We start from the raw sequence: 26360 nt of genomic DNA on the forward strand, positions 1-26360 counted from the left end.
GCCGTACAACATTATCAGGCGCTGTTACCTTATAAATGGAGTAAACGTAGTGTCTAAACGAAAAATTATTTTCCCTGAACTTTCCAGTGGGGTTAAACTTATAGATACCCATTGTCACCTCGACATGGATGCATACCAGGAAGATTTTGATGAGGTGCTGGCCCGTGCTGAACAACACGGAATAGGTCATATCATAACTATAGGTATCGACCTGCAAAGCTCGATAAGAGCCACAGAACTTGCTGCCGCCCATCAGAACATCTCCGCCACCATCGGCATACACCCCCATGATGTCGACAACGTTACCGATAAAACCTACCTGGCACTTGGAGACCTGGTGGAAAAACAGAGAGAACACATAGTCGGCTATGGAGAAATCGGCCTTGATTATGTAAAAGAGTATTCAGCGGCAGACAATCAACGTCGTCACTTTGCCAGACAGCTCTCTTTTGCCAGAGAACTCGGACTGCCGATCGTGATTCACGACAGGGAAGCACACCAGGATACCCTCAAGCTCCTCAAAGAATCCGGCGCGACAGAAAACGGCGGTATTATGCACTGTTTTTCAGGTGACATCGGTCTTGCCCGGGAGGTTATTGACCTTGGTCTTCATATTTCACTCCCCGGCGTAGTCACTTTTAAAAATGCTACTGAACTTCAGCACGTCGCCAGGGAAATACCGCTTGAGTCGCTGCTGGTTGAAACGGACGGCCCCTTCCTGTCTCCTCACCCCCTGCGAGGTAAACGAAATGAGCCGGGCAATGTCATTTTCACCGCAGCCTGTATTGCAGAACTGCGTGGCATGGATTTAGACGACATCGCCAGGCAGACGACCCGTAACGCCATCAGGGTGTTTCAACTCAATCTGCCAACAACAGGAAAATCACAATGAGCATAGATACAAATCTGAAGGCAATATACGATAAAATTAATACAGTCGCGTTATCTTGCGGGCGTGAACCTGATGAGGTTCAACTGGTGGCTGTTTCCAAACGCTTCCCCGTAACTGCTATCGAAGAGGCATATGCAGCTGGTCACACCGTTTTTGGTGAGAATTACATTCAGGAAGCTGAAGAAAAAGCCGCCCAACTCGGCGGCAAATGCACTTTGCACTTCATTGGCCACCTGCAGCGGAATAAAGCAAAAATCGCCGCACGGATCTTCGATGTCATCGAAACTATCGATAGTTTTAAACTTGCCAATACCCTCAATCGTCATCTTGAAGACCTGGGTCGCTCAATGAAGATCCTGCTGCAGGTCAATATAGGGGAAGATGAAAAAAAATCCGGCATGGCAGCACAACAGACGGAGCAGCTCCTTCGCGAGATAGGTCAACTGCCACACCTTGAAGTAATCGGACTGATGACCATGCCACCCTTTACCGACGACCCTGAAGATGCACGACCATACTTCAGGCAACTCAAACAACTCGCTGACTCCCTGGCCGGCAAAGGGCTGTTCGCCAATGAACGCCGGGTTGAACTCTCCATGGGGATGTCGAACGACTATCACGTGGCAATTGAAGAAGGTGCCACTATAATCAGGGTCGGAACCGCAATTTTTGGCCAGAGAAAGTAGAATATTCTTAAACTGCTTTTTTTTAAGCTCATTGTCCGAAATCAAAAGTAAACAGAGTTGACTCAGTTTAATTATTTCATATTTAACAAAGAACATCAGAATACACGGGAGAAACGATGAGAATCACGATGATCGGCACAGGATATGTCGGCCTTGTAACTGGAACCTGCTTCGCCGAGTTCGGCCATCACGTCACCTGCGTCGACAAGGACGAGATCAAGATCAAAAAGCTGTTAAACGGTGAGATACCGATATATGAACCGGGCCTTGATCAACTGGTCGAAAAGAACTTCCAGGAAGGCCGACTCAAATTCACTACCTCCCTCGAGGAGGCAATCCCCCAGGCTGAAGCGATTTTTCTCGCTGTGGGCACCCCAACCAGCCGCCGTGGCGATGGGTATGCTGATCTCACGTACATCTTTGAGGCTACCCGGGAAATAGCCCCGTTGATTCGGAACTATACAGTAATTGTCGATAAATCCACGGTACCAGTTGGTACCGCGGATCAGGTGGCCCGTATTATTCGCGAGGTAAACCCCGAGGCTCAGTTCGACGTTGCCTCCAACCCGGAGTTCTTGCGTGAGGGAGCCGCAATCAACGACTTTATGCGCCCCGATCGGGTAGTGATAGGCGTTGAAACAGAGGATGCCGAACAGATCCTGAGAGAAGTCTACAAACCTCTCTACATCCGTGAGACCCCAATCGTTAAAACCGATATCAGAACCGCCGAGCTGACGAAATACGCAGCAAACGCCTTTCTTGCCACCAAGATCAGCTTCATCAACGAGATTGCTCTGCTCTGCGACTCCATCGGAGCAGACGTCACCTCCCTTGCCAAAGGTATCGGCATGGACGGCAGAATCGGCTCAAAGTTCCTCCATCCCGGTCCCGGTTACGGCGGCAGTTGCTTCCCAAAGGATACCCTGGCACTGATGAGAATCGCCCAGGAACATGGCCAGAGCCTCAGGGTTGTCGAGGCGACCGTGGAAGTGAACGCCGCCCAAAAAGCCAAGATGGTCAAAAAAATACGCGACGCCCTGGGTGGGAGCGAGGCAGGTAAGACCATCGCCGTGCTTGGGCTTACCTTTAAACCTGAAACAGATGATATGCGGGACGCACCCTCTATAACGATATTGCCTGCCCTCATTGAAAAAGGTGCCAAAATCAAAGCCCACGACCCACAGGGTATGGACGAGGCCAGGCATCTGCTGCCTGCTGCAATCAACTATACCGAAGATGCGTATGATGCCTGCAGAGACGCTGATGCGGTGATCCTCCTGACTGAATGGAACCAGTACCGGGCCCTTGACCTCGATCAGCTTAAATCAATCATGCGTGGGGACGTCTTCATCGACCTGCGCAATGTCTACCTGCCGGAGCAGGTTATACGCAAAGGGTTTACCTATACAGGTGTAGGCAGAAGATAAGCTTCAACAGAGTTGCGGCGAAGTTCAGCAGGGTTCCGCCGCAACCTGTTTTAGGGAAACAAAAAAAAATGGCCATATCGCATGTGCGATACGGCCATTTTCTTTTCCAGAAAACCCTGTGAAAAAGCGATTACTTGCCCTTAGAGGCTCTCTTCGCTGCCTTCAGTGGGTTAACCCTGACTTTGGTGACAGTGATTTCAGGCTTGGCATGGGTTGCAAAGTTGCAAATCCCCAAACGCCATTTTGCATCAGGGTTCAGGTAACTCTGACAGAATTTGGAACCTTCTTCTTCAACCATCCTTTCGCAACCGTCGCATTTTTCTACAACAGGTTTGAAATTTCTTTCTTTATAGCTCGCTGCAGTTTCTTTCTGCATGATAAAAATCCTCCGATTCGATATACAAACCTACACCCATCTGCTAACGAAAAGCAAAAGGACGCGGTCAGCGAACTCGCCGACCATGGTACAGTTCAGCCGCTCAATTTCAGAACACAACAAATTAACAGATAATCATTTTTCAAACAACACAAAACAGTTTATTTGCAAATTTTCCTCAACTCCACCTATAAATTCACTGCACGCTGTCCGTCTTCATGCCCAATCAACACACTACAGAATGTATAATCACAATGCTTACTGCAACGATACAATAATTTCAACAGGATAAGCAGGCCAAAGATGCTAGTTTTCTTGTATTCTTTAAAATCTTGTAATATAGTGCCTTGCAAATTCTATCGTTTAGATGTGTTCGATTTCCATGAGAATTCGTTAGCGACTTTAGTTTAACATATCCACCGGGAGAGAAGCATGCCTGTCTATATTTGGAAAGGAAAAAATTCCTTTGGAGAAAAAAGGAAAGGAGAAATTGAAGCCCCTGATCAAGCGGCTGCTCTCGCCCAGGTAAAAAGACTGCGTATTACCAACCCAGTCGTCAAGGAAAAGCCTAAAGACCTGTTTGAAAATGTTGAACTTTTCCAACCTAAGGTTACCGGTAAGGACATTGTTGTCTTTACCCGCCAGATGTCCACCATGATCGATGCTGGTCTGCCTCTCGTGCAATGCCTGGAAATTCTTGAAAAGCAGCAGAGTAATGCCACTTTCAAAAACGTTCTCAAAGATATCAGGGTCGATGTCGAGTCCGGCTCTACGCTTGCTGATTCCATGCGTAAACATCCCAAGGTTTTCGATAAACTATTCACTAATATGATCGAGGCCGGCGAAACCGGTGGTATCCTCGATACGATTCTTTCCCGCCTGGCCGTTTTCATGGAAAAAGCCATGGCTCTCAAGAAGCGTATCAAAGGCGCCATGACCTATCCGACCATCTGCCTGGCCATCTCCATTCTCATCCTGTCAGTTATCCTGGTCTTTGTTGTCCCGGTATTTAAATCGATGTTCGCCGACTTTGGGTCCAGCCTGCCGGTTCCAACCCAGATTGTTGTAGATATGAGTGATTTTTTTAAAAAAAATATCGTCTACATGATAATAGGCCTGGTGCTCAGTGGTGTAATATTCAAAAAAATCTACTCCACCGACAAAGGTTCCTTGTTTTTCGATAAGATGTTCCTGCAGATGCCGGTGGTCGGTGTTCTTCTTCGCAAAGTTGCTGTAGCCAAGTTTACCCGCACCCTGAGCACCATGCTCCAATCGGGTGTTCCGATTCTTGAAGCGCTGCAGGTTGTGGCCAGGACCGCAGGAAATAGAATTATTGAAAGAGCTGTTTTTCGTGTAGGTGACTCCATTGCTGAAGGTCGTCCTATCGCAGAACCACTTGAGGAAAGTGGTGTCTTTCCCAATATGGTCGTGCAAATGATCAATGTCGGCGAGTCAGTCGGTGCTCTTGACACAATGCTAGAAAAGATTGCCGACTTCTATGACGAGGAGGTTGATCAAGCCGTTGACAATCTCACCGCAATGATCGAGCCTTTCATGATGGTCTTTCTCGGTGGTATGATCGGTGGACTGGTTGTCGCCATGTATCTGCCGATCTTTAAGATGGCCAGCGTTGTCTAGAGCCAACAATAACACATCATCTTTTCTTCGTGTGCCACCACTGGAGCATCTCTGCTCATCCGATATTCGCTCCAGTGGTTTTGAACCTGACCAACTCTTTTTTCATTTCAATGAATAAAAATAATTATTTTTTTTTGTATCTACCTCCCGGCTAATTTCCAGACACTTCCACACTCTACCTGAGAGGTATCATTTCTCCCCCAGACCCTCAAAACCCTCTCATTTTTGGCCGCTTGCTTACCATCTGTATTATCGTCCTAACTACTATTTTCCATAGCGTTTTCCGATTCAGGCGTTAAAAGTTCATCTTTCCAGCCATGGCACTTTGTGGTACAATGTCTATATGTTACTGGGAAGGAATAGATAGTACAATCTCTACGGTAATCCTTCTCATCCGCATTTAAGTCTGCGGTAATTCCGTGAAAATTTTTTAATTTATTTGCTAGGCAACATTGACTTTATGAATCGAACGGATATCATAATTACAGGTTGCAGAACTATTACAGCATATTAAGGAGGAAGATATGACTCTCACTAAAGCTGATATCGTACAACAGGTTTACAAAAATCACGAGGGGCTGACCAAGGCTCAAGCGACTGAATCTGTTGAAGCATTCTTGAGGATCTCAAAACACGCGTTAATCGATGGTTCAGACCTTTTACTCAGCGGGTTTGGCAAGTTTAACGTAAAAGATAAAAGCTCCAGAAGAGGTCGTAATCCACAAACCGGAGATGAACTCACTCTTGATGCACGGCGAGTAGTTACCTTTAAGCCGTCCGGAATCTTACGTGACAAGATTAATTCAACCAATTAAACAGTCGCCTGCAACCTAATCAGATAATATCTCCCCTTGCTATTTTGATGTTCCTGTCTAGGCCTGTTGTGATATAACAGGCCCAGCCAGGAATTATCATTTTCAGCCTTTGTAAATCTGAATTATCCCAGCGATTATTTGCTCATGCTCAATTAACTCTCCGACCATTACCATAATTATGCACGTGCAATTCAGCTGTCAGCCCCTTCCAATTGGCGCCCTTAGTCTCTCCTCGACCTAGGACATTCATCCATTTCTCGATACCAATGCCCCTATTCTACAGGCCGCTTCGTCCATCAAAAGGCTGGGCCAGGTATATCTGCCTTTTGTACACCAGCAAGAGAATGGCGGCTATGAACCAGTGACAGGTACACGGGAAATATCTGCGCTGAGGGACTTGGGTACCATTGATACCGTACAATGCAGGGTATTACCGACTCATATCGAAAATGAGAATCTTCTTAATTGTATTTATGAAGAATACTCCAGTAGGATTGGTCAACTCTCTCCTATTGAAATGGCACACTTCCACGCACTGTGCGAACGCGATTTGGATGAGGAACAACATGAGCTATATTAGGCGGCCAATGACATTCCAGGAAAGCCGCATCTCGTCAGACGTGCGCTTGATCTTCTCAAGCTTTCACCTGCCATGCAGGCGGGATTACATACAGGTGCCCTGGCAGAAAACAGCGCCCGGGAACTGCTTCGCCTGAAACCTGCAGACAGGGATGCCTGCTTCCAGCTCTTTCAAACATTACAGCTTGGAGGCGGAAAACAGCACAGAATGCTTATGCTGTTACGTGATCTTGCGGGCCGCAACGGATGCACCATTTCTGATTTTATTGACAGCCCGGTTATAAAGGAAGTCCTGGAACATCACGAGATGAGTACCCCGCAAAAAGCGCACTCTTTATTGCAGCAACTTCAAATACTTCAATCCCCGACACTCTCGGAGGCAGAAGAGCAGTTTGAACTGTGGCGAGCACAACTACCGCTATCCCGGAATTGCACAATCGAACACAGCACATCTTTTGAACAGGACCAGGTCACTCTGCGCGTGACCTTTGAAAATAGAAGTGGACTTGAGAGGGCTCTCCCCACTATAAATTCGGTTCTGCAGGACCCGGAGGATTAGTTCAGAGGTATTATCAGGGGGAACTGGTTAGAGGTATTCATTCAAGCAAACAGAGGAAAGAGCCGACTGCCAATAAACCACTCTATCCGGGGTAATGCATCTCACCCGCAATCAGGACGTCATCCCCCAGGGTGGTATGGCGCACATTCTGTAAAGATACTGAGCTATTGCGGTCTGCGGCCTCATAGCCGGTTACGAGGGAAACCCCTTTGTCACCGGCAAATCTTGGGGCAACAAAAAGATAGGCATAATCATATAATTTCTGCCTGAGCATTGCACCATGAATCGCTGCGCCGCCTTCAACAAACACAGAATTCACCCCATTCCTGCCAAGCACCGCCACAACTTCAGGCAAGGCAAGTCCTGTTTCATTACCTTGAACCGAAAATACCCGCACACCTTTTGACTCCAATTGCGCCCGTTTACCGCTATCGGCGTCATGACTGCAAAAAACCCATGCCTGGGCCTGAGACTCTATACTAAACGATTTTGCTTCAATTGGCAGACGCAGTGTTCTATCGAGGATCACCCTGATGGGATCTTTACCATCCCCCTGCTTCAGTCTGGTGGTCAGAGACGGGTTATCAATTGCCACGGTTTCGCTGCCGACCAAAATTGCATCGTGGATATTACGCAATTCATGAACCTTCTCACCAGATAAAGCACCTGTAATCCAGCCGCTATTTCCCTGTTGATAGTTGAGCCTCCCATCGAGGGATACTCCGGCTTTCATTACCATCCATGGCAGACCAGTGGTGACGTGCTTGATAAATGGTCTGTTGATTTCCTGGCATTCCTCTTCCAGAATCCCGCTCACAACCGTGATGTCGTGATCTCGAAGATAGTCTATACCGGTACCGTCAACTAAGGGGTTCGGATCTGTCATGCCTACAACCACCCTTGAAATACCTGCCCTGGCAACTGCATGACTGCACGGCGGAGTTTTTCCGGTATGGTTACATGGTTCAAGGGTGACGTACATCGTAGCGCCACGAGCTGCGTCTCCTGCTGCCCGAAGCGCGTGGATTTCTGCATGCGGTGTCCCTGCCTTTTTGTGATACCCGGTTGCTATAATTTTACCATCAGCAACAATAACAGCACCAACACAGGGATTTGGGGAAGTTCTGCCAAGACCTTTGCGAGCCTCGCCTATGGCAAGTCGCATAAACTGCTTGTCGTTATTTTCAGTGTTCATCTTCACGTCTGGAATCAAGCAATGTCTTCAGCTCTTCCATAAATTCGCTGACATCCTTGAATTGTCTGTATACTGAAGCAAAACGGACATAGGCAACCTCATCAAGCTTGGAAAGTTCCTCCATAGCCCATTCTCCGAGGATTTTGGAAGAAACCTCCTTGGCACCAATATCCTGAAGACGATGTTCAATATCATCAACAAATTCATCTATCCTGTCACGACTGATAGGTCGCTTTTCACAAGCTTTCTCAAGTCCGACAGCCATTTTATGCCTGTCCCAGGATTCACGCCTGCCATCCTTTTTCACCAGAACTGGCATCATAACTTCAAGCCGTTCATAGGTGGTAAAACGTTGATCGCAGTCGAGACATGAACGTCTTCTACGCGTTATAGTACAATCTTTATTCAGCCTTGAATCGATAACTTTGTTATCCAGATGTCCACAATACGGGCATTTCATAATGTGACCTCCTCAGGTCTTCACCGGGCCTCAATCCCCAATGAAATCTTAAAAGCTTCACTGCACTCACATTCCTTAAAGATATAAGAACAATTTCAAGCCCGTCCCCCCGTTTCATCCGCATAAACGGTCATATACCAGATTGGCTATGCAAACCATACAAAAAACCGCCTGCAGGTGCAATTGCACACACAGGCGGTTCGTACATCATCAATACTCTATAATTACTATCTTTCGATACGATTACAAAGTGCTGAATTTCTCGATCCTGCGCTGGTGCCTGCCTCCAGCAAATTCTGTGCTTAACCAGGCACGCACAATTGCATCTGCTACACCAAGTCCGCTTACACGGGCTCCAAGGCAGAGTACATTTGCATCGTTGTGTTCCCTGCTCATACGAGCGGTGTATTCATCATGGCACAGGGCAGCACGAATTCGCTCATCCCTGTTCACAGCAATCGACATGCCGATACCGGTGCCGCAAATGAGAATACCACATTTGCTGCTCTTATCCACGACTCGTGCAGATAGCTCCTGAGCAATATCAGGATAATCTACAGATTCAGGGCTGTGACAACCGACATCGGTAATTTCATGACCAAGCTCCGCAAGGAGATCTTTCACCTGCTCCTTAAGCTCGTAACCACCGTGATCTGAACCAATTACAATATTCACAACATCCCCTCGAGCTCTAATCAATCAGTGAACTTCTTCATGGCAACTACCGCATTAGTGCCACCGAAACCAAAAGAGTTGGAAATCGCTGCATTGATTTCCATCTCACGCGCCGTATTCGGCACGTAATCGAGATCACATTCCGGGCTGGGCTCAGCATGGTTAATGGTAGGCGGAGCGACCTGGTTATAAATCGATAAAGCCAGAAATGCAGACTCGATTCCACCTGCAGCACCAAGCATATGACCGGTCATGGACTTGGTGGAACTAATGGCAAGCTTATAAGCATGTTCGCCGAAAACCGACTTAATCGCGGTTGTTTCACAACGATCGTTGAGCGGTGTCGAGGTTCCATGTGCATTGACGTAATCGATATCTTCAGGGGCAAGTCCAGCATCTCTCAGGGCCATTTTCATTGCCCTTTGACCGCCCTCACCATCTTCAGGTGGAGCGGCGATGTGATATGCATCACTGCTTAAGCCGTAACCAACAACCTCTGCATAGATCTTGGCACCACGAGCGCGGGCATGCTCAAGGTCTTCCAGAATGAGAATACCGGAGCCTTCAGACATGATAAAGCCATCACGATCCTTATCAAACGGACGTGAAGCGGCTTTGGGGTCATCATTTCTGGTGGAAAGGGCTTTCATGGCAGAGAATCCGCCAATGCCAAGCTCACAGATAACTCCTTCCATACCGCCGGTGACGATAACATCACTCATACCATACTTGATATGCCGATATGCCTCACCCACTGCGTGGGTTCCGGCTGCACATGCTGTGGTGAGAGTGAGGTTCGGTCCCTTAGAGCCAATCTCCATGGAGATGTGTCCGGACGGCATATTCGGAATAGCCATGGGGATGAAAAACGGGCTAATACGTTTGGCTCCCCGCTCGAGCATCACCTGATGATACTTGGTGATTGTCGGCAGTCCGCCCATCCCACAGCCTGTGATAACACCAACTCGCTCACAGTTCTCATCGGAGACTTCAAAACCACTGTCCTCGACAGCCATTTTTGCTGCAGCCAGACCATACTGAACAAACAGGTCCAGATGTTTGGCTTTTTTGGGCTCTATAAACTCTTTTGAGTCGAAGTCTGTAACTTCTGCGGCTATCTGAACCTGAAATTCACTGGCATCAAAGCGGGTGATGCGATCTACGCCACTCTCGCCGGCTATCAGATTTTTCCAAGCCTTATCGACTCCAGTTCCAATTGGAGTTACGAGGCCAATACCTGTAACGACAACTCTACGATTCACAATGAAACTCCTAAGTGTTATCTACACCATCAGTCTCAATATCTGATTGCAGATATCGAGACTGGCGACATATCCTGCTTACTTCAGTTTCTGAACGTAATCAATTGCATCCTGAACGCAGGTGATCTTCTCAGCATCCTCATCAGGAATCTCGATATCAAAACCCTCTTCCATAGCCATGATCAGCTCAACGAGATCCAGAGAATCTGCACCGAGATCATCTACGAAAGAAGCATTAGGAACAACCTTGTCTTTCTCAACACTCAGCTGTTCTACGATGATATCAATCATTTCTTGTTCTATAGCCATTACTTATCTCCCTATATGGTTTTGTTCTTCAGTTGCAGTTTCTCTTGTTAACTGTGCAACCTGCAGTGGTTTTTACCCGCAGCATGCGATATTTACCACATTTTTTTTCTTATTGAGGGGAAAACTACATATACATGCCACCGTTGACATGCAAGGTCTGCCCGGTCACATAGCGCCCATCTTCAGATACCAGATAGGCGACTGCACCGGCAATATCCTCAGGCGAGCCAAGGCCTGCCATCGGTATTTCACTTTTAATCTTAGCCTGAGCAGCTTCGGTCATAGTCTCTGTCATTTCAGTTACAATATATCCAGGAGCAACCGAGTTAACAGTGATATTTCTCGAAGCAAATTCTCTGGCAATAGATTTGGTCAACCCACCCAAACCGGCTTTAGCCGCAGAGTAGTTGACCTGGCCTGCGTTGCCTGATGATCCAACAACGGAGGAAATGTTGACGATACGTCCCCATTTCTTTTTCATCATTGGCTTGGCGGCCGCTTTAGCGCAGAGGAAAGCACCTTTCAGGTTTGTGGTGAGCACATCGTCCCAATCACTCTCCTTCATGCGTGCCATCAATCCGTCACGGGTAATACCGGCGTTATTCACAAGGATATCAATTGAACCGGCATCAGCGACGATTGTCTTGAACGCCGCCTGAACCTGTTCACCGTCAGAAACGTTGAACTGAACAGCCTCAGCCTTACCACCAGCATCAGTGATCATCCTGCAGGTCTCTTCGGCTGCATCAGGTCTGCTGACGTAATTGATATACACTAAAGCGCCCATGGCGGCAAGACGCTGGCTGATTGCCCTGCCGATACCACGGCTGCCACCGGTTACTACGGCTACTTTTCCTTCAAGCATCATGCACCTCGCTTTTCTTCAATCTTGCGTATAAGTTTCGGTATAATCTCTTGAATATCTCCAACCAGACCGAAATCGGCAACATCAAAAATCGGAGCGTTCTCATCCCGGTTTATAGCCACAATGGTCTCGGAAGACTGCATTCCGGCTACATGCTGTACGGCGCCAGATATACCACAGGCAATGTACAGCTTTGGAGCTACGGTCTTACCGGTTTGCCCTACCTGATGCGGATATGGAATCCAACCGGCATCAACCACTGCCCTTGAAGCAGAGACGTTGGCATCCATCGAATCGGCAAGTGTCTTGAGAAGGGCAAAACCTTTTTCACTCTCGAGACCTCTACCACCTGAAACCAGGATTTCAGCCTCTTGAATATTGACATTGCTCTCCTCGGAAACAACCGACTCGAGTACTTTTATTCGAGATTCACCGAGTGCTGCCGGGATTTCGACATCTATTATTTCACCTGTTCGCGCAGAATCAAATTCTAGGGCTTTCATGACCTTTGGACGAACAGTAGACATCTGCGGCCTATGGGCAGGACAGACTATGGTAGCCATAATGTTGCCACCGAAAGCGGGTCTGGTCTGCAATAACGCACCATCTTCTTCACGAATCTCCAGTTTCGTGCAGTCAGCTGTAAGCCCGGCGTTCAACGTCGTGGCAACTGCAGGAATAAACGATCGTCCTATGGCAGTTGCCCCGGCAAGTACGATCTCCGGCTTATTGTCCAGGATCAGCCTGGTAAGAACCTTGGTGTAGCTGTCTTCAGAAAAACCGGCAAGTTCAGGTGTATCAACCCGGTAAACAACATCGGCGCCATGTCCAATCAGGGTATCAGCTACATCTCCGGTTTCTGAGCCGATCAACACTGCAGAAAGTTTAACACCACGAATATCAGCAAGTGTTCTGCCTATTCCAAGAAGTTCCAGCGATACGGTTGCTAAAACACCGCCGCGGAATTCACAGTAAACAAAAATATCCTTCCACTCACTGATATCGGCAACACCGGATGATTCAGCAGTTTCTATGGACAGTGCCTCGACATCACAGCTGTCAACACACGCGCCGCAAAGAGTACAGGAATCCCCTATAACCGGCAAATCGGCTACCATCTCAATGGCAGCAAACGGGCAGCTCGATTCACAAATACCGCAGCCGATACAGACTTCTTCGTTAAGTTTTAACATTGTCAATTCCTCCTGCAGCCTAGAGATACGGGGTTAATTTATCGACAAGCTGATCTATCTGCTCATCAAGTGTTCCGGTGAGAATGGAACGTTCACCCCGAGCCTGGGGAGGAAATACATTGGCAACCTGGGTTGGCGAACCCGGCAAACCAATACATGCAGGATCGGCATTGATATCGCTTGCAGTGAGGGTCTGTATCTCGGCCTTTTTAGACCTCATCTTTCCTTTCAATGAAGGAACACGAGGGTCATTGATATCTTTTACCACCGTAAGTAATGCAGGCAACGGAGCCTCGACTACATCATAGCCATCATCCATCATGCGCTCAACTACAATACGGGTATCATCCGCCTCGCGCACTTTCTGAACACAGGTAACGAAAGGAAAATCCAACCGCATGGCAAGGCCAGGGCCTACCTGGGCGGTATCTCCGTCTATTGCCTGTTTGCCACAGAGGATAAGATCGGCACCGCCGAGGGTTTCAACCGCTTTTTCAAGGGTATACGCAGTTGCCCAGGTATCAGCACCTGCAAAAGCACGGTCTGAGACCAAAACACCACGGTCCGCCCCACATGAGATTGCGAGCCTCAGAATCTCTTCTGCCTGGGGAGGTCCCATGGTCAGCACGATAACCTCGCCACCATGTGCTTCCTTGAGACAAACAGCCTCTTCAAGGGCATGTTGGTCGTAAGGATTCATGATAGACTCGACCCCTTCACGGGCCAGCGTATTCGTTACCGGATCAAGCCGTACATCCTTGGCATCCGGTACCTGTTTAACACAAACAATAATTTTCATGGAATAACCTGCCTGGTGAATATGAGAGTAACACGCTTAACGGAATCACCTGCAACCCGCTGTATCAGCGAATTGCAGATGTTCATTCAGAAAACGTTTTTTGCCCTGAACAGTATGTTACTTTGCGTATTCCTTGTTCAGTTCCTGACCCACGACATTGCGCTGGATCTGGTTGGTTCCCTCATAAATCTGCAGGATTTTTGCGTCACGCATCATCTTTTCGACCGGGTACTCAGACATGAAACCGTAACCACCAAGTACCTGAACGGCATCGGTAGCCACTTTCATTGCCACATCGGTCGCATAGATCTTGCACATGGATGATGCCTTTGACATATCCTTCGGGTGGGCAACAATATGCTTTGCAGACTGGTAGACCAGAGCACGAGCGGACTCGACACCGATGGCCATATCCGCGAGCATGTGCTGTACTGCCTGGAAGGCTATGATTGGCTTGCCGAACTGTACACGCTGCTTGGCATAGCTCGCCGCCTCATCAAGCGCTCCCTGTGCCAGACCGACACCAAGTGCCGCGATTCCCGGACGGGACGAATCGAGGGTCTTCATCACAGTGATAAAACCGGTACCCTGACGACCAATGATGCGGTCCTTGGGAATACGACAGTCCTTGAAGATAAGCTCGGTGGTTGAAGATGCACGGATACCCATCTTCTTCTCTTTCGGCCCGCAGGAAAAACCGGGGTCACCTTCTTCCACGACAAACATGGAAGCACCGCGAGCACCCTTGCTGCGGTCGGTGATGGCAACAACAGTATAGACCTGCGCTTCACCACCATTGGTAATCCACTGCTTGGTACCATTCAGTACCCACTCGTCCCCGTCAAGCACTGCAGTGGTCTGGATGCCCGAGGCATCAGAACCTGCATTGGCTTCGGTAAGACCAAAAGCCGCAAACTTCTCACCTGTAGCAACGGGTGGAAGATACTTTTTCTTGAGCTCTTCCGAACCTGAGATCAGGATCGGGTAGATTCCAAGTGAACTTGCTGCAAATGCTGTACCTACACCGATACAACCACGACCGAGCTGCTCAAGCGCGAGTACGCTATCGAAACAGTTCCCGCCGAAACCACCATATTCTTCCGGAATTAACAGGCCGAACAGGTCCGCTCTGGCCATATCGTTTAAGATTTCCCGCGGGAACTGGTGTTTCTCGTCAAGTTCAGCGCGATTTGGAATAATCTTCTCATCAGTGATCTGCCGAGTGATATCGACGATCATCTGCTGCTCTTCCGTCAAAAAATAATCCATCTCAAACTCCTCTCTCTTCTACACTACCACTTAATCAGCCCTGCCCCCCACGTAAAACCACCACCGAAGGAACAGAACAGTACGGTATCTCCTGTTGAAAAGCGCTTCGCCCTATGCGCTTCATCCAGCGCTATTGGTATAGACGCAGCCGATGTATTACCATAGGCTGAAACGTTTATAAACACTTTATCTTCGGGCAATTGGAGACGTTCTGTCAATTTGTTAAGAATTCGGATATTTGCCTGATGTGGTATAACCAGCTGAATATCATCGAGATCCACCTTCTCCCTAAGAAGTAGACCCTGCACCGCATCTTCCATCGCTTTTACAGCGTATTTAAAGACTTCGCGGCCTTCCATGACGATATGAGCACCAGTGTTATCCGGCACCTGCAAATCCTTGTTGGTACTTTCCGGGGCGTGCATGTAGAGTAGCTTCCACAGCGAACCGTCCGAAAAGAGGTTTGAGCCGATGAATCCGCGGTCGCTGTCATCCCAACCGACAACTGCCGCCCCCGCTCCATCGCCAAAAATGATACAGGTATTGCGATCCTCCCAGTTAACCCGGGTTGACAAGGTCTCAGCGCCGATTATCAAAATTTTCTTCGAATGGTCAGCCTGGACATATTTATCTGCAAGATCCAGTGCATACAGAAAACCGGAACATGCCGCATTAAGGTCATATGCAAAAGCATTTGTTGCACCAATCTCGGTCTGCACAAAGCAGGCACAAGAAGGCATCATCATGTGTGAACTGATGGTGCCAACAACAATCAGGTCAATTTCGGAGGCATCTACCCCAGCCATCTCCATGGCCTTCTTCGCGGCCCTGGCTGAAAGCTTATAGGTGTATTCATCACCTGAAGCGATGTGACGGGCTTCAATACCGGTACGGGTACGGATCCACTCGTCTGAAGTTTCGACAACTTTTTCAAGATCACTGTTTGTTACCACCTTTTCAGGCAGACATGATCCTGTTCCAAGAATAACAGACCCCATTATTCCTCCGATTGTGCTGTAGCAGATTCCACAGCGATTCCACGCGATATTTCCTGATTCACGTTATTATTTACCATCTTCGCTGCTTCACAGATAGCGTTTCTGATAGTCTTTCTGTCCGATTTACCGTGGCAAATCATACCAATACCATTTACGCCAAGCAAGGGAGCACCACCATAAGTGGAATAATCAACCCTCTTCTTGAAAGCACGAAAGGCTGGTCTTGCTAACAGATAGCCGATTTTTGCCGGAATGGATTTGACGATTTCATCACGGAGCATTTTCATGGCAACTTCAACAAGACCCTCACTGATCTTTAAGCAGATGTTACCAACAAAGCCGTCACAGACAATAACGTCAACTTCGCCCTTATATACATCGCGTCCTTCGACATTGCCGATGAAATTAAGCGAACTGTTTTCGAGCAGGTCGTAGGTTTCTTTGACAAGGGTGTTCCCTTTGCCGGATTCTTCTCCAATGGTCAGAATCCCTACCCTCGGGCTGCTGTTATTATGAATTTTAGAAAAGGCAGAAGCCATTATGGCGAACTGAAAGAGATGCTGCGGGCGACACTCTACGTTGGCGCCAATATCCATCATCACTACAGGCTTCTTCAAGGTGGGAAAAAATGAGGCGATGCCGGGCCGGGATACTCCTTTAAGGCGTCCAAGCTTGCGTACTGCCGCTGCCATGGTAGCACCGGAATTTCCGGCACTGACAACAGCATCTGCTTTCCCCTGACCAACAAGGTCAAAGGCTACCATAATAGAGGAGTCCTTCTTCTTACGCATTGCGTCGACAGGATTGTCCTTCATCTCAACAACTTGAGATGAATGGACAATCTCGATCCTCGACGCTATCGAAGAATCAGGAGCTACTTTAGCGAGGTGTGATTGCAGGAGGACTTCGTCCCCCACCAGACTAATATGAATATCAGACTGTTCGGCGGCTAATAATGCCCCGGCAATCAACTCCTCCGGCCCATGGTCTCCGCCCATGGCGTCCAGGGCAATGTGCACGGCGTATCTCCTACTCTACTTCAGTATCAAGGGCAAATACAGTTCTACCTTTGTATGTACCGCATGCTGCACAGAGACGATGTGGTTCTTTAGGCTCACCACAGTTTGCACACAGAGAAACGCCAGGCGCTTTCAGTGCATCGTGGGAACGGCGTTTACGAGTTCTTGAACGGGAATGTCTTCTTTTCGGCAGAGCCATAATATCCTCCAATTGGCATATAAGTTCCAATCATTGAGTGCTACTTAATCCTTCTTCAACTTCTTCAGTACCGCAAACGGTGAATCCTGCGGAAATTCCGAACAGCTGCACTTATCACTGCCCAGAAACGCACCACATACAGGACACAGTCCACGACATGTATCTTTACAGAGAGCCTTACCCGGAACAGCAAGATACATCTGTTCCCTAAGGATCTCGGCAACATCGATGACCGGATCTTTCAGGTAAAGTGTATCACACTCTTCTTCGCTGCATTCTTTATCCGGCAGCTCTGATACTTCTTCCTCTCGCGTGGTTATCAGATAGAGGAAATCTTCATTGAGTTCAAAAGCCACAGGCTCGCCGCACCGCGAACACGCCAACTCGACGGTTACAGCAAGATTACCTTCCAGTACAACAGTGTCATCATCTTTTGATTGTATGACAACCTCCGCAACAGGTGGTGTCAAAACCACTACCTCGTCAATCGGCTGCCAACTGTTTTCCGGAATTATGTATCGGGACTTCGCCCTTCCTATCTCACCAAACGCAATTCTCATATTTCCCTCTGACACCCCTTTAGAAATTATGAGGGGACACAAAGGAAGCAAAAATAATCAATTTAAGCGATATTGGCCACAAAAAAAAGTACAGGTATTCGCAAATTTCTCGCAGGCACTGTAGTAAAGGTTACTGATCACATTACTAGGTAGCCGATAATAAGTGAATAATCGCAGGAAATACTACAGGATGAGAGCCAGACGCTCTGAACTTTTTTGTAATCTTTGTGATACGACCCTGAGTGTCTTCTTCAGCAGAGCTACATATAACTGCGGATTGACCTGCTCCAGTTCTTCAAGCAGGTGTCTTGGGAACCCTAACACCTGCGAATCTTCGACGGCAATCATGGTGGACCCGTGCCTGCTTGCAGCAAATAATGCTGCCTCTCCGGCCAAAGCCCCAGTGGAGAGTAGCGCTACCGCCTGGGTCCGCTTACCGATCCCCACCGGCTTGTGCACAGCAAAACACCCCTTAGCTACTATATAGAGGGATTTTGCCTCTTCACCGGCTGTAAACAGGTGTTCACCTCGTACTTTATCAGTGCTGGTAAGGTTTGAAAACACTTCTCCGGTGTCCAGGGCAATGAGATCGGCAAAGTGCTCATTCAACACCGCACGACCGGTATCTCGATCATTTTCAAAGCTCATGCTCAACTCTGCCCTTGTCCATTGAGAAAAGAGTCGTTCTTTTCACGGAGTACCTTCATCAACCCACCGAAGTCCTCGGTTCGCAAAATAGACCTGAACTGTTGGTTGTAGTTTCTTACCAGACTGACACCTTCAATATTGATATCATATACCATCCACTTCGCACCATTGCGCGTCATTATATAATGAACCGGAATTTTTAAGCCTTCGTCCTCTATCAGCGTAGAGACCTGAGCCCTGTCACCTTTAACGCGTTCACTCACATAGCCTATAGTCTGCCCGGAATATGTTTCGAGCTTACCTATGTATGCGTTTTCTAAAAGCTTGGTCATTTGCGTGATAAACTCCTCGCGCTCGGCCTCGGAAATGTCTCTCCAGGTGCTGCCGAGAATCCGCTTGCTCATTTCACGGAAGTCAAAACCAACCTTGATGGAATTCATGATTTTAGCCCGACGCTCAATCTTATGGGAATCGCCCTTGAGCCCCGGGTCACTCAGTACACTGGTCAGTTTTGACAACGTTGGCCGAAGTTGGGCCATGGGACCATCATCAGCAAGCACAAGATTTGCGGATAAGAAGAATACGACCAGTACAATAAGCCGGACACGACGTGGTAATTTTTCAGATACATTGAACATCACAGCAAAACCTCTGGTTTCTTATGGAAACCATCCCCTAAGAATTACTTTATTTTTTATTGGATTCTATAAGCTTACGCCGATAATCGGCATATGCTTCACGTGTTGCGACATATGGATCAAGTGAGATCTCGACAATCTCTTCATAAACAGGTGGAGTAATTGACAGCCTGTTAATAAACTCGGTAGCCCTGCCCGCAATCTCAACTCCGGAATCCAGATCGACCCACTTGTTTGGGTGCAGGTACATATCACCCACTATGCCCACGGTATCGCGCACATTGGAAGGACCGAAAACCGGCCAGCAGATATAGAAACCTTCTCCAATATTATATGTTCCCAGGGTCTCGCCAAAATCGCCACGGGCCGGCTGCAGGTCAAAATGTTCCGCCGCCACATCCCCAAACCCGTACACACCCACTGTGGTATTGATCAGAAAACGCTTTAAAACAACACCCGAATCCCGGAACCTTCCCTGTAACAATGTGTTCACAAAGTTTATTGGAGCGGCCAGATTATAGAAAAAATTTCCGATCGACAGCCGGACGTCTTCTGGTAAAACCGCTGAGTAACCTGTTTTTACAGGCTTTAACACCCAGAAATACAGCCTGTCATTGAAGGTGAAAAAGACCCGGTTCAACGGCTCGAAAGGATCAAATATTTCGAACTCAATCTGCTCATCAAGCCATTCTTCATCTTCTCCAAGCAGGTCCGGATCGGGCACCCCTTCCTCAAGAATATAATGATGCCCACCGATCCCGTAGGTATCTTCTGCTGACACCCCGGTCAGCAGAACAGTAACCAGTAGAGGAACCGATATTACAAATGCTGTAAGTAGACGCCAGAGCTTCACGGTTCATTTCTCCTCATTTTGCGCTGCCGAAAGCAAATTTGCTGATAAGAGATTCGATGTCGACAGCTGACTCGGTTTCTGTGATTATATCACCTTCACCAAGAACCTCCTCATCCCCTCCCAAACTAATAGCAATAAATTTGTCGCCGATGATTCCCTGGGATTTGACCGAAGCCATTGAATCGACCGGGACCTGCAACTCGTTCTTCAAGCGCATACTTATTACGGCATAACTATCTTCATTCAGCCGTATCCCCTCGACGTTGCCTACAACCACGCCTGCAACCTGCACAGAGGCCCCCTGCTTAATCCCGGAGACATTGTTGAACTCCGCGTCAATTGAGTAGGTAGTTCCTCTGCTTAACAAAGAAATTTCTCCCAACTGCAACGCCAGGTAAACCAATGCTCCAAAGCCTGCTACCATGAACAGGCCGACTATAGTATCAGTTGTTCTGCTCTTCATTATTCCACCAGTTGACTCTGATATATTTCACCCATCGTAGTACTCACAAAATCCTGAATATGTTGTTTTCCAGACCACTGAATTTCTTCAGGGCTGGCAAAAACATCAGTCTTGCCGTCATTGAGAATTATCACCTGATCGGCGAGATTGAAAACTTTTGGTATATCGTGACTGACAATGATCGAAGTAAATCCCACCTGGGCCTGGACGTGATCAAAAAGCTTATAAATATCCTGCGTCATCACAGGATCCAGCCCTGTTGTGGGCTCATCAAACAACATGATTTCCGGCTTAAGCTGCAAAGCTCTTGCCAGACCGACCCTCTTACGCATGCCGCCACTCAGCTGCGCCGGATATTTCCCTTCATGTCCTGTGAGTTCCAGCTGCCCCAGGGTTTCCGCAACCATTTGCCGTATCTCATCTTCGCTTATTTTCGTTCTCTCACGTAGCGGTAAAGCAACATTTTCATACACAGTGAGGGAATCAAACAGTGCTGCCCCCTGAAAGAGGACACCAAATTTCATGCGCAGCTGCTCAAGCTGCTTACCCGAAATATCGGTTACATCCTCTCCATCAACCTTGACCATGCCGCTATCAGCCCGCATTAAGCCAAGGATAAGCTTTAACGTTACACTTTTACCCTGCCCGGAACGTCCGGCAATAACGGTGGTCTTCCCTTGAGGAATTGAAAAACTCACCCTGTCCAGAACAGTCTGCCGGGTACCGTCTTTTCTGGGAAATGACTTCCCGACTTCTATGAATTCTATTGCAGTTGTCATCAGAGCAGTATCGCTGTCAGTAAATAGTCAAAAACAAGCACTGAAATGGAAGAGAGCACTACAGCCTGGGTGGTAACCCGGCTGACACTTTCGGCACCGAAACCAGCCCCTCGAATTTCACGTACAAAATATCCCCTTCCGGTACAAATCCAGACAACCAGCAGCCCAAACACAAATGACTTAATCACGCCTAGGCGAATATCATGATTAGTCACGCTGGTTATCATGCCATCAAAATAACTACCAGGATTCACCCCCATCAAAGTCACACCCGCCACATAGCCACCGGCGATACCGACAACGTCGAAAATAGCAGTGAGCAAGGGGACAGAGAGCAGGGTCGCGAGAAATTTTGGTGTGATCAGGTAACGAAACGGATCGATCGCCATACAGTCCAGCGCATCTACCTGATCAGAAATCTGCATTATTCCAAGTTCGGCACACATGGCAGAACCCGCTCGCCCTGCAACCATAAGAGCTGTCAGCACGGGTCCTAACTCCATGATAAGGGTAAGGGAAACTGCAGACCCCAACATTCCTTCAGCACCAAATTTATGTAAAGAATAGTAGCCTTGCAGGCCTAAAACCATACCGGTTGAAGCTGCTGTGAAGAATATCACGACAAGAGATCCGGCACCAATGAAGTGCACCTGGCGCACAAACTCGCGGAACCTGAATGGACGACGAAATACACCGACCACAGCCCGGTAAAGAAAAATGGCCATACGGCCAAGATCACTGAGCGTGTACCGGCCCGTGTTTCCAATTTTTGCGACTGAGTTTAATATCATAAAACTTTCACATCTAAAAACGACTCTGACTTCTTCATTCAATAGGCGCCGTAATGGAACAGCCTTCTTCCAGACAATCCGGACCACCGTATATAAATAGCATGGCGTTTGCTATGCGGTCAAAGAGCAAACAGTAACCGGCTTTAAGGCCAAAACCACACAAAAGCCAGCAACAAACTACTATTACGGCGAAAATCTCACATAATTCTTAACAGATACTGACCTCTACAAACCGCTTGGCTAAATTTTGCGTGGATCAAACGCTTCCCGCAGTGCCTCGCCTATAAAAATGAGCAACACCAATGTACCTACAAGCACAATAAATGTTGATAGAGACAACCACCAGGCATCAATATTCGCCTTCCCCTGGGCAAGTAACTCCCCAAGACTCGGTGTTGAGGCCGGTACCCCAAGCCCGAGAAAATCCAGACTGGTCAATGCAAGAATGGCGGCAGAGATGCGAAAAGGCAGAAATGTTATAACCGGTGTCATTCCATTGGGGAGAAGATGGCGATACATAATCGTGATATTGCTTACCCCCAGAGCTTTTGCAGCTTTCACGTACTCCATATTTCTTCCTTTCAAAAATTCCGCCCTGACGTAATCCGAAAGACCCATCCAGCTGAAAAGAGAAAGTAATATCAAAAGCAGTAGTATACTTGGCTGAAAAATGGAAGAGAAAATGATCAGCAGATACAATTCAGGCATCGAGCCCCAGACCTCAATAAATCTCTGAAAAAACAGATCTGTTTTCCCACCGAAATAGCCCTGCACCGAACCAGCCAGAATACCTATCAGGGTCCCGACAGTTGTCAGCACCAAGCCGAAGACCACGCTGATTCGAAACCCATAAATAAGACGAGCCAGCACATCCCTGCCCCGATCATCCGTACCCAGCCAATTGACTGAAGACGGTGGTGAAGGCACCGGCTGGTTAATGTTCAGATTTATGGAGTCATAGCTGTGACCATTAATCGGGAAAAAGGCTACTCCTCCCTGCCGCTCCATGAGTTCCTTAAAATACGGGTCCGAGTAATCGGTCTCTGTCTCGAAATAGCCACCAAATGCTGTCTCCGGGTAGGCAATAAAAAGCGGGAAATGGGGCCTGCCTTCGTAGACCACCAGCAGAGGCTTATCATTACTGATGACTTCCGCAAAGAGACTCGTCAGAAAAAGGATTGAAAAAATAACAAGACTCCAATATCCCCGCCGGCTTCGCTTAAACTGTTGCCACCGCCTATTAGCCAGGCTCTGTTGAGCAGGTCTGAATAATTTTACCTTCGTCTCTTTCATCGGCCATCCAACAATACCGGCTGTTTCTGCCGCTTTCCCCGGCCTACTCATCGATATCCTCAAAACTTATCCTCGGATCGACAAAGACATAGCTGAGATCAGACAACAGCCGCGAAACAAGCCCCAGCAGTGTAAAGAAATAGAGCGTACCCAAAACAACAGGATAATCCCGGTTAAGCACGGACTGATAGCCGAGCAGCCCCATACCATCCAGCGAAAAAATTGTTTCAATAAGGAGGCTTCCGGTAAAAAATGATGCCAGGAAGTAGCCGGGAAAACCGGTGATAATAGGAATAATGGCATTGCGGAAAACGTGCTTATAGAGAACCTGCCCCTCGCTCATTCCCTTGGCTCTGGCAGTGAGCACATACTGTTTGCGAATTTCTTCCAGAAACGAATTTTTGGTAAGCATAGTCATGACTGCCAGACTGCCCACAGCGCTGGCGGTGATCGGCAACACCATATGCCACAGATAATCCAGCACTTTCATAACCAGGCTGAGGTCAGACCAGTTATCGGAAACAATGCCCCGCAAAGGGAATATGTTCCAGAAGCTGCCACCACCAAAAAAAACGATGAGCGCAATACCAAGTACAAATCCAGGAATAGCATAACCAACCAGGATAACGGTAGAACTGACCACATCGAAACGGCTTCCGTCGCTGACAGCTTTTTTTATCCCAAGAGGAATGCAGACCCCATATACAATTAGAAAGCTCCAGAGGCCCAGGGACATCGACACCGGCAGTTTGGAGATAACCAATTCAACGACACTGGTCCGGTAGTAGTAGGAGTCACCGAAATCAAAAACCAGATAGTTGCCCATCATAGTAAAAAATCTTTGCATCGGTGGTTTATCGAAACCGTACAGTTTTTTTAGTGATTCCAGCTGCTCGGTATCAAGCCCGGAATCACCGCGATACAGTGAACCACCCGAGACAACTTCCCCTCCGCCGGCACCATAGCCTTCAACTTCAGCCACCAGTTTTTCGACCGGTCCTCCCGGGACAAACTGGGTGACAATGAAGGTTATCAGCATGATTCCGATCAAGGTCGGGACCATCAGTAATATTCGTTTCAGGATATATATCAGCATCGAAGACGGTGTATTTTAAGAAAAGAAGATGTTATCTCCTGTAATAATACGTAAATTACACCAATCTACCACCCCAAAGTTATCAGGCTCATCTTTTTCTGCTCTTTAGCATTCGAATGGTGCTGCTTAAAATGATTTGACGCCTGTGGGCGGATTGACTAAAGAGAAAGGTGTCTACTCACCTTATTATCAGGAAAATATACCAAATGATGATCACAACCAGCGCAGACCTGAGCGAACTTGTAGCCAGGGCATGTAAAACTGATGCCGTAGCGCTCGACACCGAGTTCGTCTGGGAACGTACCTACTATCCGCAACTGGGCCTCATACAGATGGCTCTCTCAGACGAAGACTGCATCCTTATCGACCCCATCGCGATTGAAGACCTCAGCCCACTCGGAGAGTTGCTCTCTGACCGGAGTGTGGTCAAGGTTCTTCACGATGCTCCACAAGACCTGGCGATTCTCAGCAGGGTAACCGGCGCTGTACCACAGAATATATTCGACACTAAAATTGCTGCCGGTTTTGCCAATCTGCCCTCTACAATGTCACTGTGTAAGCTTATAAAAGAGCTGCTTGATATAGAACTACCGAAGACAGAAACCAGAACAAACTGGCTTAAACGGCCACTTGATGAAAAGCAGGTACTCTACGCTCTGGACGATGTGCGCTACCTGAGGGCGGTTCGGGTTCTTCTGCTTAATCGGGTAATAGGCCCCCAGATTAAATCCTGGCTGCAGGAAGAATTGAACATTCTGAACAACCCGAAGCATTACCAGGAAAACTGCAACGGCGATCGTTTTCGCAAAATTCGCGGTTGCGGGTCGTTGAAGAGAGAATCGCTCGCTATATTAAAAGAGCTCGTAATCTGGCGCGAGGGTGAAGCAAAAAAGCAAGACAAGCCTCGAGGCCATATCATCAAGGACAACATCCTGCTGAACATCGCCAACGAAAAGACTTTGCAGCTCGAGAATCTGCAACAAAAAACCAGCATTTCACCAAAGGCATTCAAAAAATACGGTACTGCAATTATCGAGTTGACCCAGCAGGTGCTCAATACACCCGAAGAAAATTATCCCACCGTGAAGCGTGTTACCAGGTTATCCCAAAAGGACAAGCTGACACTGGACAAACTGCACGGCCTCATTAAACTCAAATGCGAACTCCTTGGCATAGACCCGGCCCTGGTCGGCAACAGCAGTGAACTTAAAAGCCTCGCCAAGGTATTGACCAGCTCCAGAAGCCAGCAGCTTCCGGACCTCAGACAAACAGAAGGCTGGCGCAGAAGTTTACTTCAGGATTTTTTTCATCAGCACCATTGATTATCCAATTTCTGATCCACCCACCAAAGGCGCATATGGCAAAATATGGTGTGAAGACTTATATATTTGATTGTTGAGAATTTCAGATCTGCTCTGCTGTGAAAATATTCCTTCACTCAGATTCAGCAATTCCGGGCTGATGAATTGCGCCCCATGCTACAAAATGTAAAAGGTTATAATTATGAAACCAATTCACGACAGAATGCCAAGATCGTTTACCTGGGTTGTCTTTATCACACTTTCACTGGTGTTCTCTGCCACTACCCTGCCTGCCTTTGCTCAAGAGCAAGGCTTTAGAGGGTGGGAAGCCGACTCAGACTACAACAAGCTCTACAACCCCAAAGAGCTTGACAGAATTAAAGGCGAAGTAATCAAATTCGAGGAGATTACTCCACTGAAAGGGATGGCTCCGGGTACTGCACTTTACCTGGATGAGGGTGATGGAGAACCCATCCTGGTACATCTCTGTCCGGTTGCCTACGCAAACATCAAAGAGACCGGCATCAAGCGGCGTATGAAAGCAAAAATCCGTGGCAGCTGGGCTGTAATCGATGGCGAAGATGTATTTCTTGCTTCTAAAGTAAAACAGGGCGACCATTTCGATTTCAAAGTTCGACTCACCAGCGACGGCACTCCATTCTGGACCATGAGTCCGGAACAACTGGCCAAAGAACTTGCATCAGAATAAGCTCTGCACCCGGC

At 47.9% G+C, this 26360-nt stretch carries 30 protein-coding genes; 8 read left to right on the forward strand and 22 right to left on the reverse strand.

Annotation, left to right across the window (positions count from 1 at the left end; all coding sequences use genetic code 11):
- Positions 1–49: 49 nt before the first annotated feature.
- From FCL45_RS19750 to FCL45_RS19760, 3 genes are all read left to right on the forward strand, one after another.
- A complete protein-coding gene (locus tag FCL45_RS19750) occupies positions 50–892 on the forward strand; it encodes a TatD family hydrolase (RefSeq protein WP_228721374.1) in 843 nt (280 codons plus the stop codon).
- Complete coding sequence (locus FCL45_RS19755) at positions 889–1578, forward strand: YggS family pyridoxal phosphate-dependent enzyme (RefSeq protein WP_136798012.1); 690 nt, start codon at positions 889–891, stop codon at positions 1576–1578. The genes FCL45_RS19750 and FCL45_RS19755 overlap by 4 nt, the downstream gene beginning before the upstream one ends.
- Positions 1579–1694: 116 nt before the next feature.
- The gene (locus tag FCL45_RS19760; protein WP_136798011.1) at positions 1695–3005 is read left to right on the forward strand and encodes a UDP-glucose dehydrogenase family protein; all 1311 of its coding nucleotides are present in this window, start codon (positions 1695–1697) and stop codon (positions 3003–3005) included.
- Between the two features lie 130 nt (positions 3006–3135).
- Here the strand turns inward: FCL45_RS19760 and FCL45_RS19765 are convergent, their stop codons facing one another.
- Positions 3136–3381 carry a PxxKW family cysteine-rich protein gene (locus FCL45_RS19765; RefSeq protein ID WP_136798010.1) on the reverse strand — a complete coding sequence of 82 codons (246 nt, stop codon included), beginning with the start codon at positions 3379–3381 and terminating at the stop codon, positions 3136–3138.
- Positions 3382–3813: 432 nt separating this feature from the next.
- Between FCL45_RS19765 and FCL45_RS19770 the strand changes: the two genes are divergently transcribed.
- From FCL45_RS19770 to FCL45_RS19780, 3 genes are all read left to right on the forward strand, one after another.
- Positions 3814–5019: a type II secretion system F family protein gene (locus tag FCL45_RS19770; protein ID WP_136798009.1), complete on the forward strand. Its 1206-nt coding sequence runs from the start codon at positions 3814–3816 to the stop codon at positions 5017–5019.
- 524 nt (positions 5020–5543) lie between these two features.
- Complete coding sequence (locus tag FCL45_RS19775) at positions 5544–5834, forward strand: integration host factor subunit alpha (RefSeq protein ID WP_136798008.1); 291 nt, start codon at positions 5544–5546, stop codon at positions 5832–5834.
- 652 nt (positions 5835–6486) lie between these two features.
- On the forward strand, positions 6487–6972 hold the full coding sequence (locus FCL45_RS19780; RefSeq protein WP_136798007.1) for a hypothetical protein: 486 nt from the start codon (positions 6487–6489) through the stop codon (positions 6970–6972).
- A gap of 82 nt (positions 6973–7054) precedes the next feature.
- Here FCL45_RS19780 and ribD read toward each other — a convergent pair whose 3' ends face one another.
- The 21 genes from ribD to FCL45_RS19885 form a co-directional block, all read right to left on the reverse strand.
- On the reverse strand, positions 7055–8167 hold the full coding sequence (gene ribD / locus FCL45_RS19785) for a bifunctional diaminohydroxyphosphoribosylaminopyrimidine deaminase/5-amino-6-(5-phosphoribosylamino)uracil reductase RibD (RefSeq protein ID WP_228721375.1): 1113 nt from the start codon (positions 8165–8167) through the stop codon (positions 7055–7057).
- The gene (gene nrdR, locus FCL45_RS19790; RefSeq protein ID WP_136798006.1) at positions 8157–8627 is read right to left on the reverse strand and encodes a transcriptional regulator NrdR; all 471 of its coding nucleotides are present in this window, start codon (positions 8625–8627) and stop codon (positions 8157–8159) included. Before nrdR ends, ribD begins: the two co-directional genes overlap by 11 nt.
- 243 nt (positions 8628–8870) lie before the next feature.
- Entirely contained in the window at positions 8871–9302 is a 432-nt protein-coding gene (rpiB, locus tag FCL45_RS19795) for a ribose 5-phosphate isomerase B (protein ID WP_136798005.1), read from the reverse strand.
- A gap of 20 nt (positions 9303–9322) precedes the next feature.
- Positions 9323–10564 (reverse strand): beta-ketoacyl-ACP synthase II, encoded by a 1242-nt coding sequence (gene fabF / locus FCL45_RS19800; RefSeq protein WP_167495799.1) that lies wholly within the window; start codon positions 10562–10564, stop codon positions 9323–9325.
- 78 nt (positions 10565–10642) lie between these two features.
- Entirely contained in the window at positions 10643–10873 is a 231-nt protein-coding gene (gene acpP / locus FCL45_RS19805; protein ID WP_136798003.1) for an acyl carrier protein, read from the reverse strand.
- A gap of 124 nt (positions 10874–10997) precedes the next feature.
- Entirely contained in the window at positions 10998–11741 is a 744-nt protein-coding gene (fabG, locus tag FCL45_RS19810) for a 3-oxoacyl-[acyl-carrier-protein] reductase (protein WP_136798002.1), read from the reverse strand.
- Positions 11738–12931, reverse strand: a complete 1194-nt coding sequence (locus FCL45_RS19815; protein ID WP_136798001.1) for an electron transfer flavoprotein subunit alpha — start codon at positions 12929–12931, stop codon at positions 11738–11740. The genes fabG and FCL45_RS19815 overlap by 4 nt, the downstream gene beginning before the upstream one ends.
- Before the next feature lie 19 nt (positions 12932–12950).
- Positions 12951–13730, reverse strand: coding sequence for an electron transfer flavoprotein subunit beta/FixA family protein (locus FCL45_RS19820; protein ID WP_136798000.1), 780 nt, complete (start codon positions 13728–13730; stop codon positions 12951–12953).
- A gap of 117 nt (positions 13731–13847) precedes the next feature.
- Entirely contained in the window at positions 13848–14999 is a 1152-nt protein-coding gene (locus tag FCL45_RS19825; protein ID WP_136797999.1) for an acyl-CoA dehydrogenase family protein, read from the reverse strand.
- Positions 15000–15022: 23 nt separating this feature from the next.
- A complete protein-coding gene (locus FCL45_RS19830; protein ID WP_176360071.1) occupies positions 15023–15997 on the reverse strand; it encodes a beta-ketoacyl-ACP synthase III in 975 nt (324 codons plus the stop codon).
- Positions 15997–17016, reverse strand: a complete 1020-nt coding sequence (gene plsX, locus FCL45_RS19835) for a phosphate acyltransferase PlsX (protein WP_136797997.1) — start codon at positions 17014–17016, stop codon at positions 15997–15999. The genes FCL45_RS19830 and plsX overlap by 1 nt, the downstream gene beginning before the upstream one ends.
- Positions 17017–17026: 10 nt before the next feature.
- A complete protein-coding gene (gene rpmF / locus FCL45_RS19840) occupies positions 17027–17215 on the reverse strand; it encodes a 50S ribosomal protein L32 (RefSeq protein WP_136797996.1) in 189 nt (62 codons plus the stop codon).
- A gap of 44 nt (positions 17216–17259) precedes the next feature.
- Positions 17260–17775 carry a YceD family protein gene (locus FCL45_RS19845; protein ID WP_136797995.1) on the reverse strand — a complete coding sequence of 172 codons (516 nt, stop codon included), beginning with the start codon at positions 17773–17775 and terminating at the stop codon, positions 17260–17262.
- A 183-nt stretch (positions 17776–17958) separates the two neighbouring features.
- Positions 17959–18423 carry a cyclic nucleotide-binding domain-containing protein gene (locus FCL45_RS19850; RefSeq protein ID WP_136797994.1) on the reverse strand — a complete coding sequence of 155 codons (465 nt, stop codon included), beginning with the start codon at positions 18421–18423 and terminating at the stop codon, positions 17959–17961.
- A 2-nt stretch (positions 18424–18425) separates the two neighbouring features.
- Positions 18426–19061 (reverse strand): MlaC/ttg2D family ABC transporter substrate-binding protein, encoded by a 636-nt coding sequence (locus FCL45_RS19855; protein ID WP_228721518.1) that lies wholly within the window; start codon positions 19059–19061, stop codon positions 18426–18428.
- Between the two features lie 49 nt (positions 19062–19110).
- On the reverse strand, positions 19111–19914 hold the full coding sequence (locus FCL45_RS19860) for an MlaA family lipoprotein (protein ID WP_136797992.1): 804 nt from the start codon (positions 19912–19914) through the stop codon (positions 19111–19113).
- Between the two features lie 13 nt (positions 19915–19927).
- On the reverse strand, positions 19928–20377 hold the full coding sequence (mlaD, locus tag FCL45_RS19865) for an outer membrane lipid asymmetry maintenance protein MlaD (protein ID WP_136797991.1): 450 nt from the start codon (positions 20375–20377) through the stop codon (positions 19928–19930).
- The gene (locus tag FCL45_RS19870; protein ID WP_136797990.1) at positions 20377–21156 is read right to left on the reverse strand and encodes an ABC transporter ATP-binding protein; all 780 of its coding nucleotides are present in this window, start codon (positions 21154–21156) and stop codon (positions 20377–20379) included. Before FCL45_RS19870 ends, mlaD begins: the two co-directional genes overlap by 1 nt.
- On the reverse strand, positions 21156–21947 hold the full coding sequence (locus FCL45_RS19875) for an MlaE family ABC transporter permease (protein WP_136797989.1): 792 nt from the start codon (positions 21945–21947) through the stop codon (positions 21156–21158). Before FCL45_RS19875 ends, FCL45_RS19870 begins: the two co-directional genes overlap by 1 nt.
- A gap of 240 nt (positions 21948–22187) precedes the next feature.
- Positions 22188–23240, reverse strand: a complete 1053-nt coding sequence (locus FCL45_RS19880; protein WP_136797988.1) for an ABC transporter permease — start codon at positions 23238–23240, stop codon at positions 22188–22190.
- Between the two features lie 43 nt (positions 23241–23283).
- Positions 23284–24336 (reverse strand): microcin C ABC transporter permease YejB, encoded by a 1053-nt coding sequence (locus FCL45_RS19885; RefSeq protein WP_136797987.1) that lies wholly within the window; start codon positions 24334–24336, stop codon positions 23284–23286.
- A 206-nt stretch (positions 24337–24542) separates the two neighbouring features.
- Here FCL45_RS19885 and rnd point away from each other — a divergent pair, with 206 nt between their 5' ends.
- Together rnd and FCL45_RS19895 are read left to right on the forward strand one after the other, a co-directional pair.
- On the forward strand, positions 24543–25658 hold the full coding sequence (gene rnd / locus FCL45_RS19890; protein ID WP_136797986.1) for a ribonuclease D: 1116 nt from the start codon (positions 24543–24545) through the stop codon (positions 25656–25658).
- A gap of 181 nt (positions 25659–25839) precedes the next feature.
- On the forward strand, positions 25840–26346 hold the full coding sequence (locus FCL45_RS19895) for a MamS/MamX family magnetosome protein (RefSeq protein ID WP_136797985.1): 507 nt from the start codon (positions 25840–25842) through the stop codon (positions 26344–26346).
- Positions 26347–26360: the final 14 nt, after the last annotated feature.

The sequence above is a fragment of the Desulfosediminicola ganghwensis genome (assembly GCF_005116675.2).
GTDB classification, from domain to species: domain Bacteria; phylum Desulfobacterota; class Desulfobulbia; order Desulfobulbales; family Desulfocapsaceae; genus Desulfopila; species Desulfopila ganghwensis.

Coding starts and splice junctions, on each gene's coding strand:
- FCL45_RS19780 (WP_136798007.1), top strand. CDS start 6,487: ATGCAGGCGGGATTACATACAGGTGCCCTGGCAGAAAACAGCGCCCGG.
- FCL45_RS19845 (WP_136797995.1), bottom strand. CDS start 17,775: ATGAGAATTGCGTTTGGTGAGATAGGAAGGGCGAAGTCCCGATACATA.
- FCL45_RS19850 (WP_136797994.1), bottom strand. CDS start 18,423: ATGAGCTTTGAAAATGATCGAGATACCGGTCGTGCGGTGTTGAATGAG.
- ribD (WP_228721375.1), bottom strand. CDS start 8,167: ATGAACACTGAAAATAACGACAAGCAGTTTATGCGACTTGCCATAGGC.
- FCL45_RS19880 (WP_136797988.1), bottom strand. CDS start 23,240: ATGAAAGAGACGAAGGTAAAATTATTCAGACCTGCTCAACAGAGCCTG.
- FCL45_RS19755 (WP_136798012.1), top strand. CDS start 889: ATGAGCATAGATACAAATCTGAAGGCAATATACGATAAAATTAATACA.
- rnd (WP_136797986.1), top strand. CDS start 24,543: ATGATGATCACAACCAGCGCAGACCTGAGCGAACTTGTAGCCAGGGCA.
- FCL45_RS19885 (WP_136797987.1), bottom strand. CDS start 24,336: ATGCTGATATATATCCTGAAACGAATATTACTGATGGTCCCGACCTTG.
- FCL45_RS19815 (WP_136798001.1), bottom strand. CDS start 12,931: ATGTTAAAACTTAACGAAGAAGTCTGTATCGGCTGCGGTATTTGTGAA.
- rpmF (WP_136797996.1), bottom strand. CDS start 17,215: ATGGCTCTGCCGAAAAGAAGACATTCCCGTTCAAGAACTCGTAAACGC.
- FCL45_RS19855 (WP_228721518.1), bottom strand. CDS start 19,061: ATGTTCAATGTATCTGAAAAATTACCACGTCGTGTCCGGCTTATTGTA.
- FCL45_RS19895 (WP_136797985.1), top strand. CDS start 25,840: ATGAAACCAATTCACGACAGAATGCCAAGATCGTTTACCTGGGTTGTC.
- FCL45_RS19820 (WP_136798000.1), bottom strand. CDS start 13,730: ATGAAAATTATTGTTTGTGTTAAACAGGTACCGGATGCCAAGGATGTA.
- fabG (WP_136798002.1), bottom strand. CDS start 11,741: ATGATGCTTGAAGGAAAAGTAGCCGTAGTAACCGGTGGCAGCCGTGGT.
- FCL45_RS19870 (WP_136797990.1), bottom strand. CDS start 21,156: ATGACAACTGCAATAGAATTCATAGAAGTCGGGAAGTCATTTCCCAGA.
- FCL45_RS19825 (WP_136797999.1), bottom strand. CDS start 14,999: ATGGATTATTTTTTGACGGAAGAGCAGCAGATGATCGTCGATATCACT.
- acpP (WP_136798003.1), bottom strand. CDS start 10,873: ATGGCTATAGAACAAGAAATGATTGATATCATCGTAGAACAGCTGAGT.
- FCL45_RS19765 (WP_136798010.1), bottom strand. CDS start 3,381: ATGCAGAAAGAAACTGCAGCGAGCTATAAAGAAAGAAATTTCAAACCT.
- FCL45_RS19760 (WP_136798011.1), top strand. CDS start 1,695: ATGAGAATCACGATGATCGGCACAGGATATGTCGGCCTTGTAACTGGA.
- mlaD (WP_136797991.1), bottom strand. CDS start 20,377: ATGAAGAGCAGAACAACTGATACTATAGTCGGCCTGTTCATGGTAGCA.
- FCL45_RS19775 (WP_136798008.1), top strand. CDS start 5,544: ATGACTCTCACTAAAGCTGATATCGTACAACAGGTTTACAAAAATCAC.
- FCL45_RS19875 (WP_136797989.1), bottom strand. CDS start 21,947: ATGATATTAAACTCAGTCGCAAAAATTGGAAACACGGGCCGGTACACG.
- FCL45_RS19770 (WP_136798009.1), top strand. CDS start 3,814: ATGCCTGTCTATATTTGGAAAGGAAAAAATTCCTTTGGAGAAAAAAGG.
- FCL45_RS19830 (WP_176360071.1), bottom strand. CDS start 15,997: ATGGGGTCTGTTATTCTTGGAACAGGATCATGTCTGCCTGAAAAGGTG.
- nrdR (WP_136798006.1), bottom strand. CDS start 8,627: ATGAAATGCCCGTATTGTGGACATCTGGATAACAAAGTTATCGATTCA.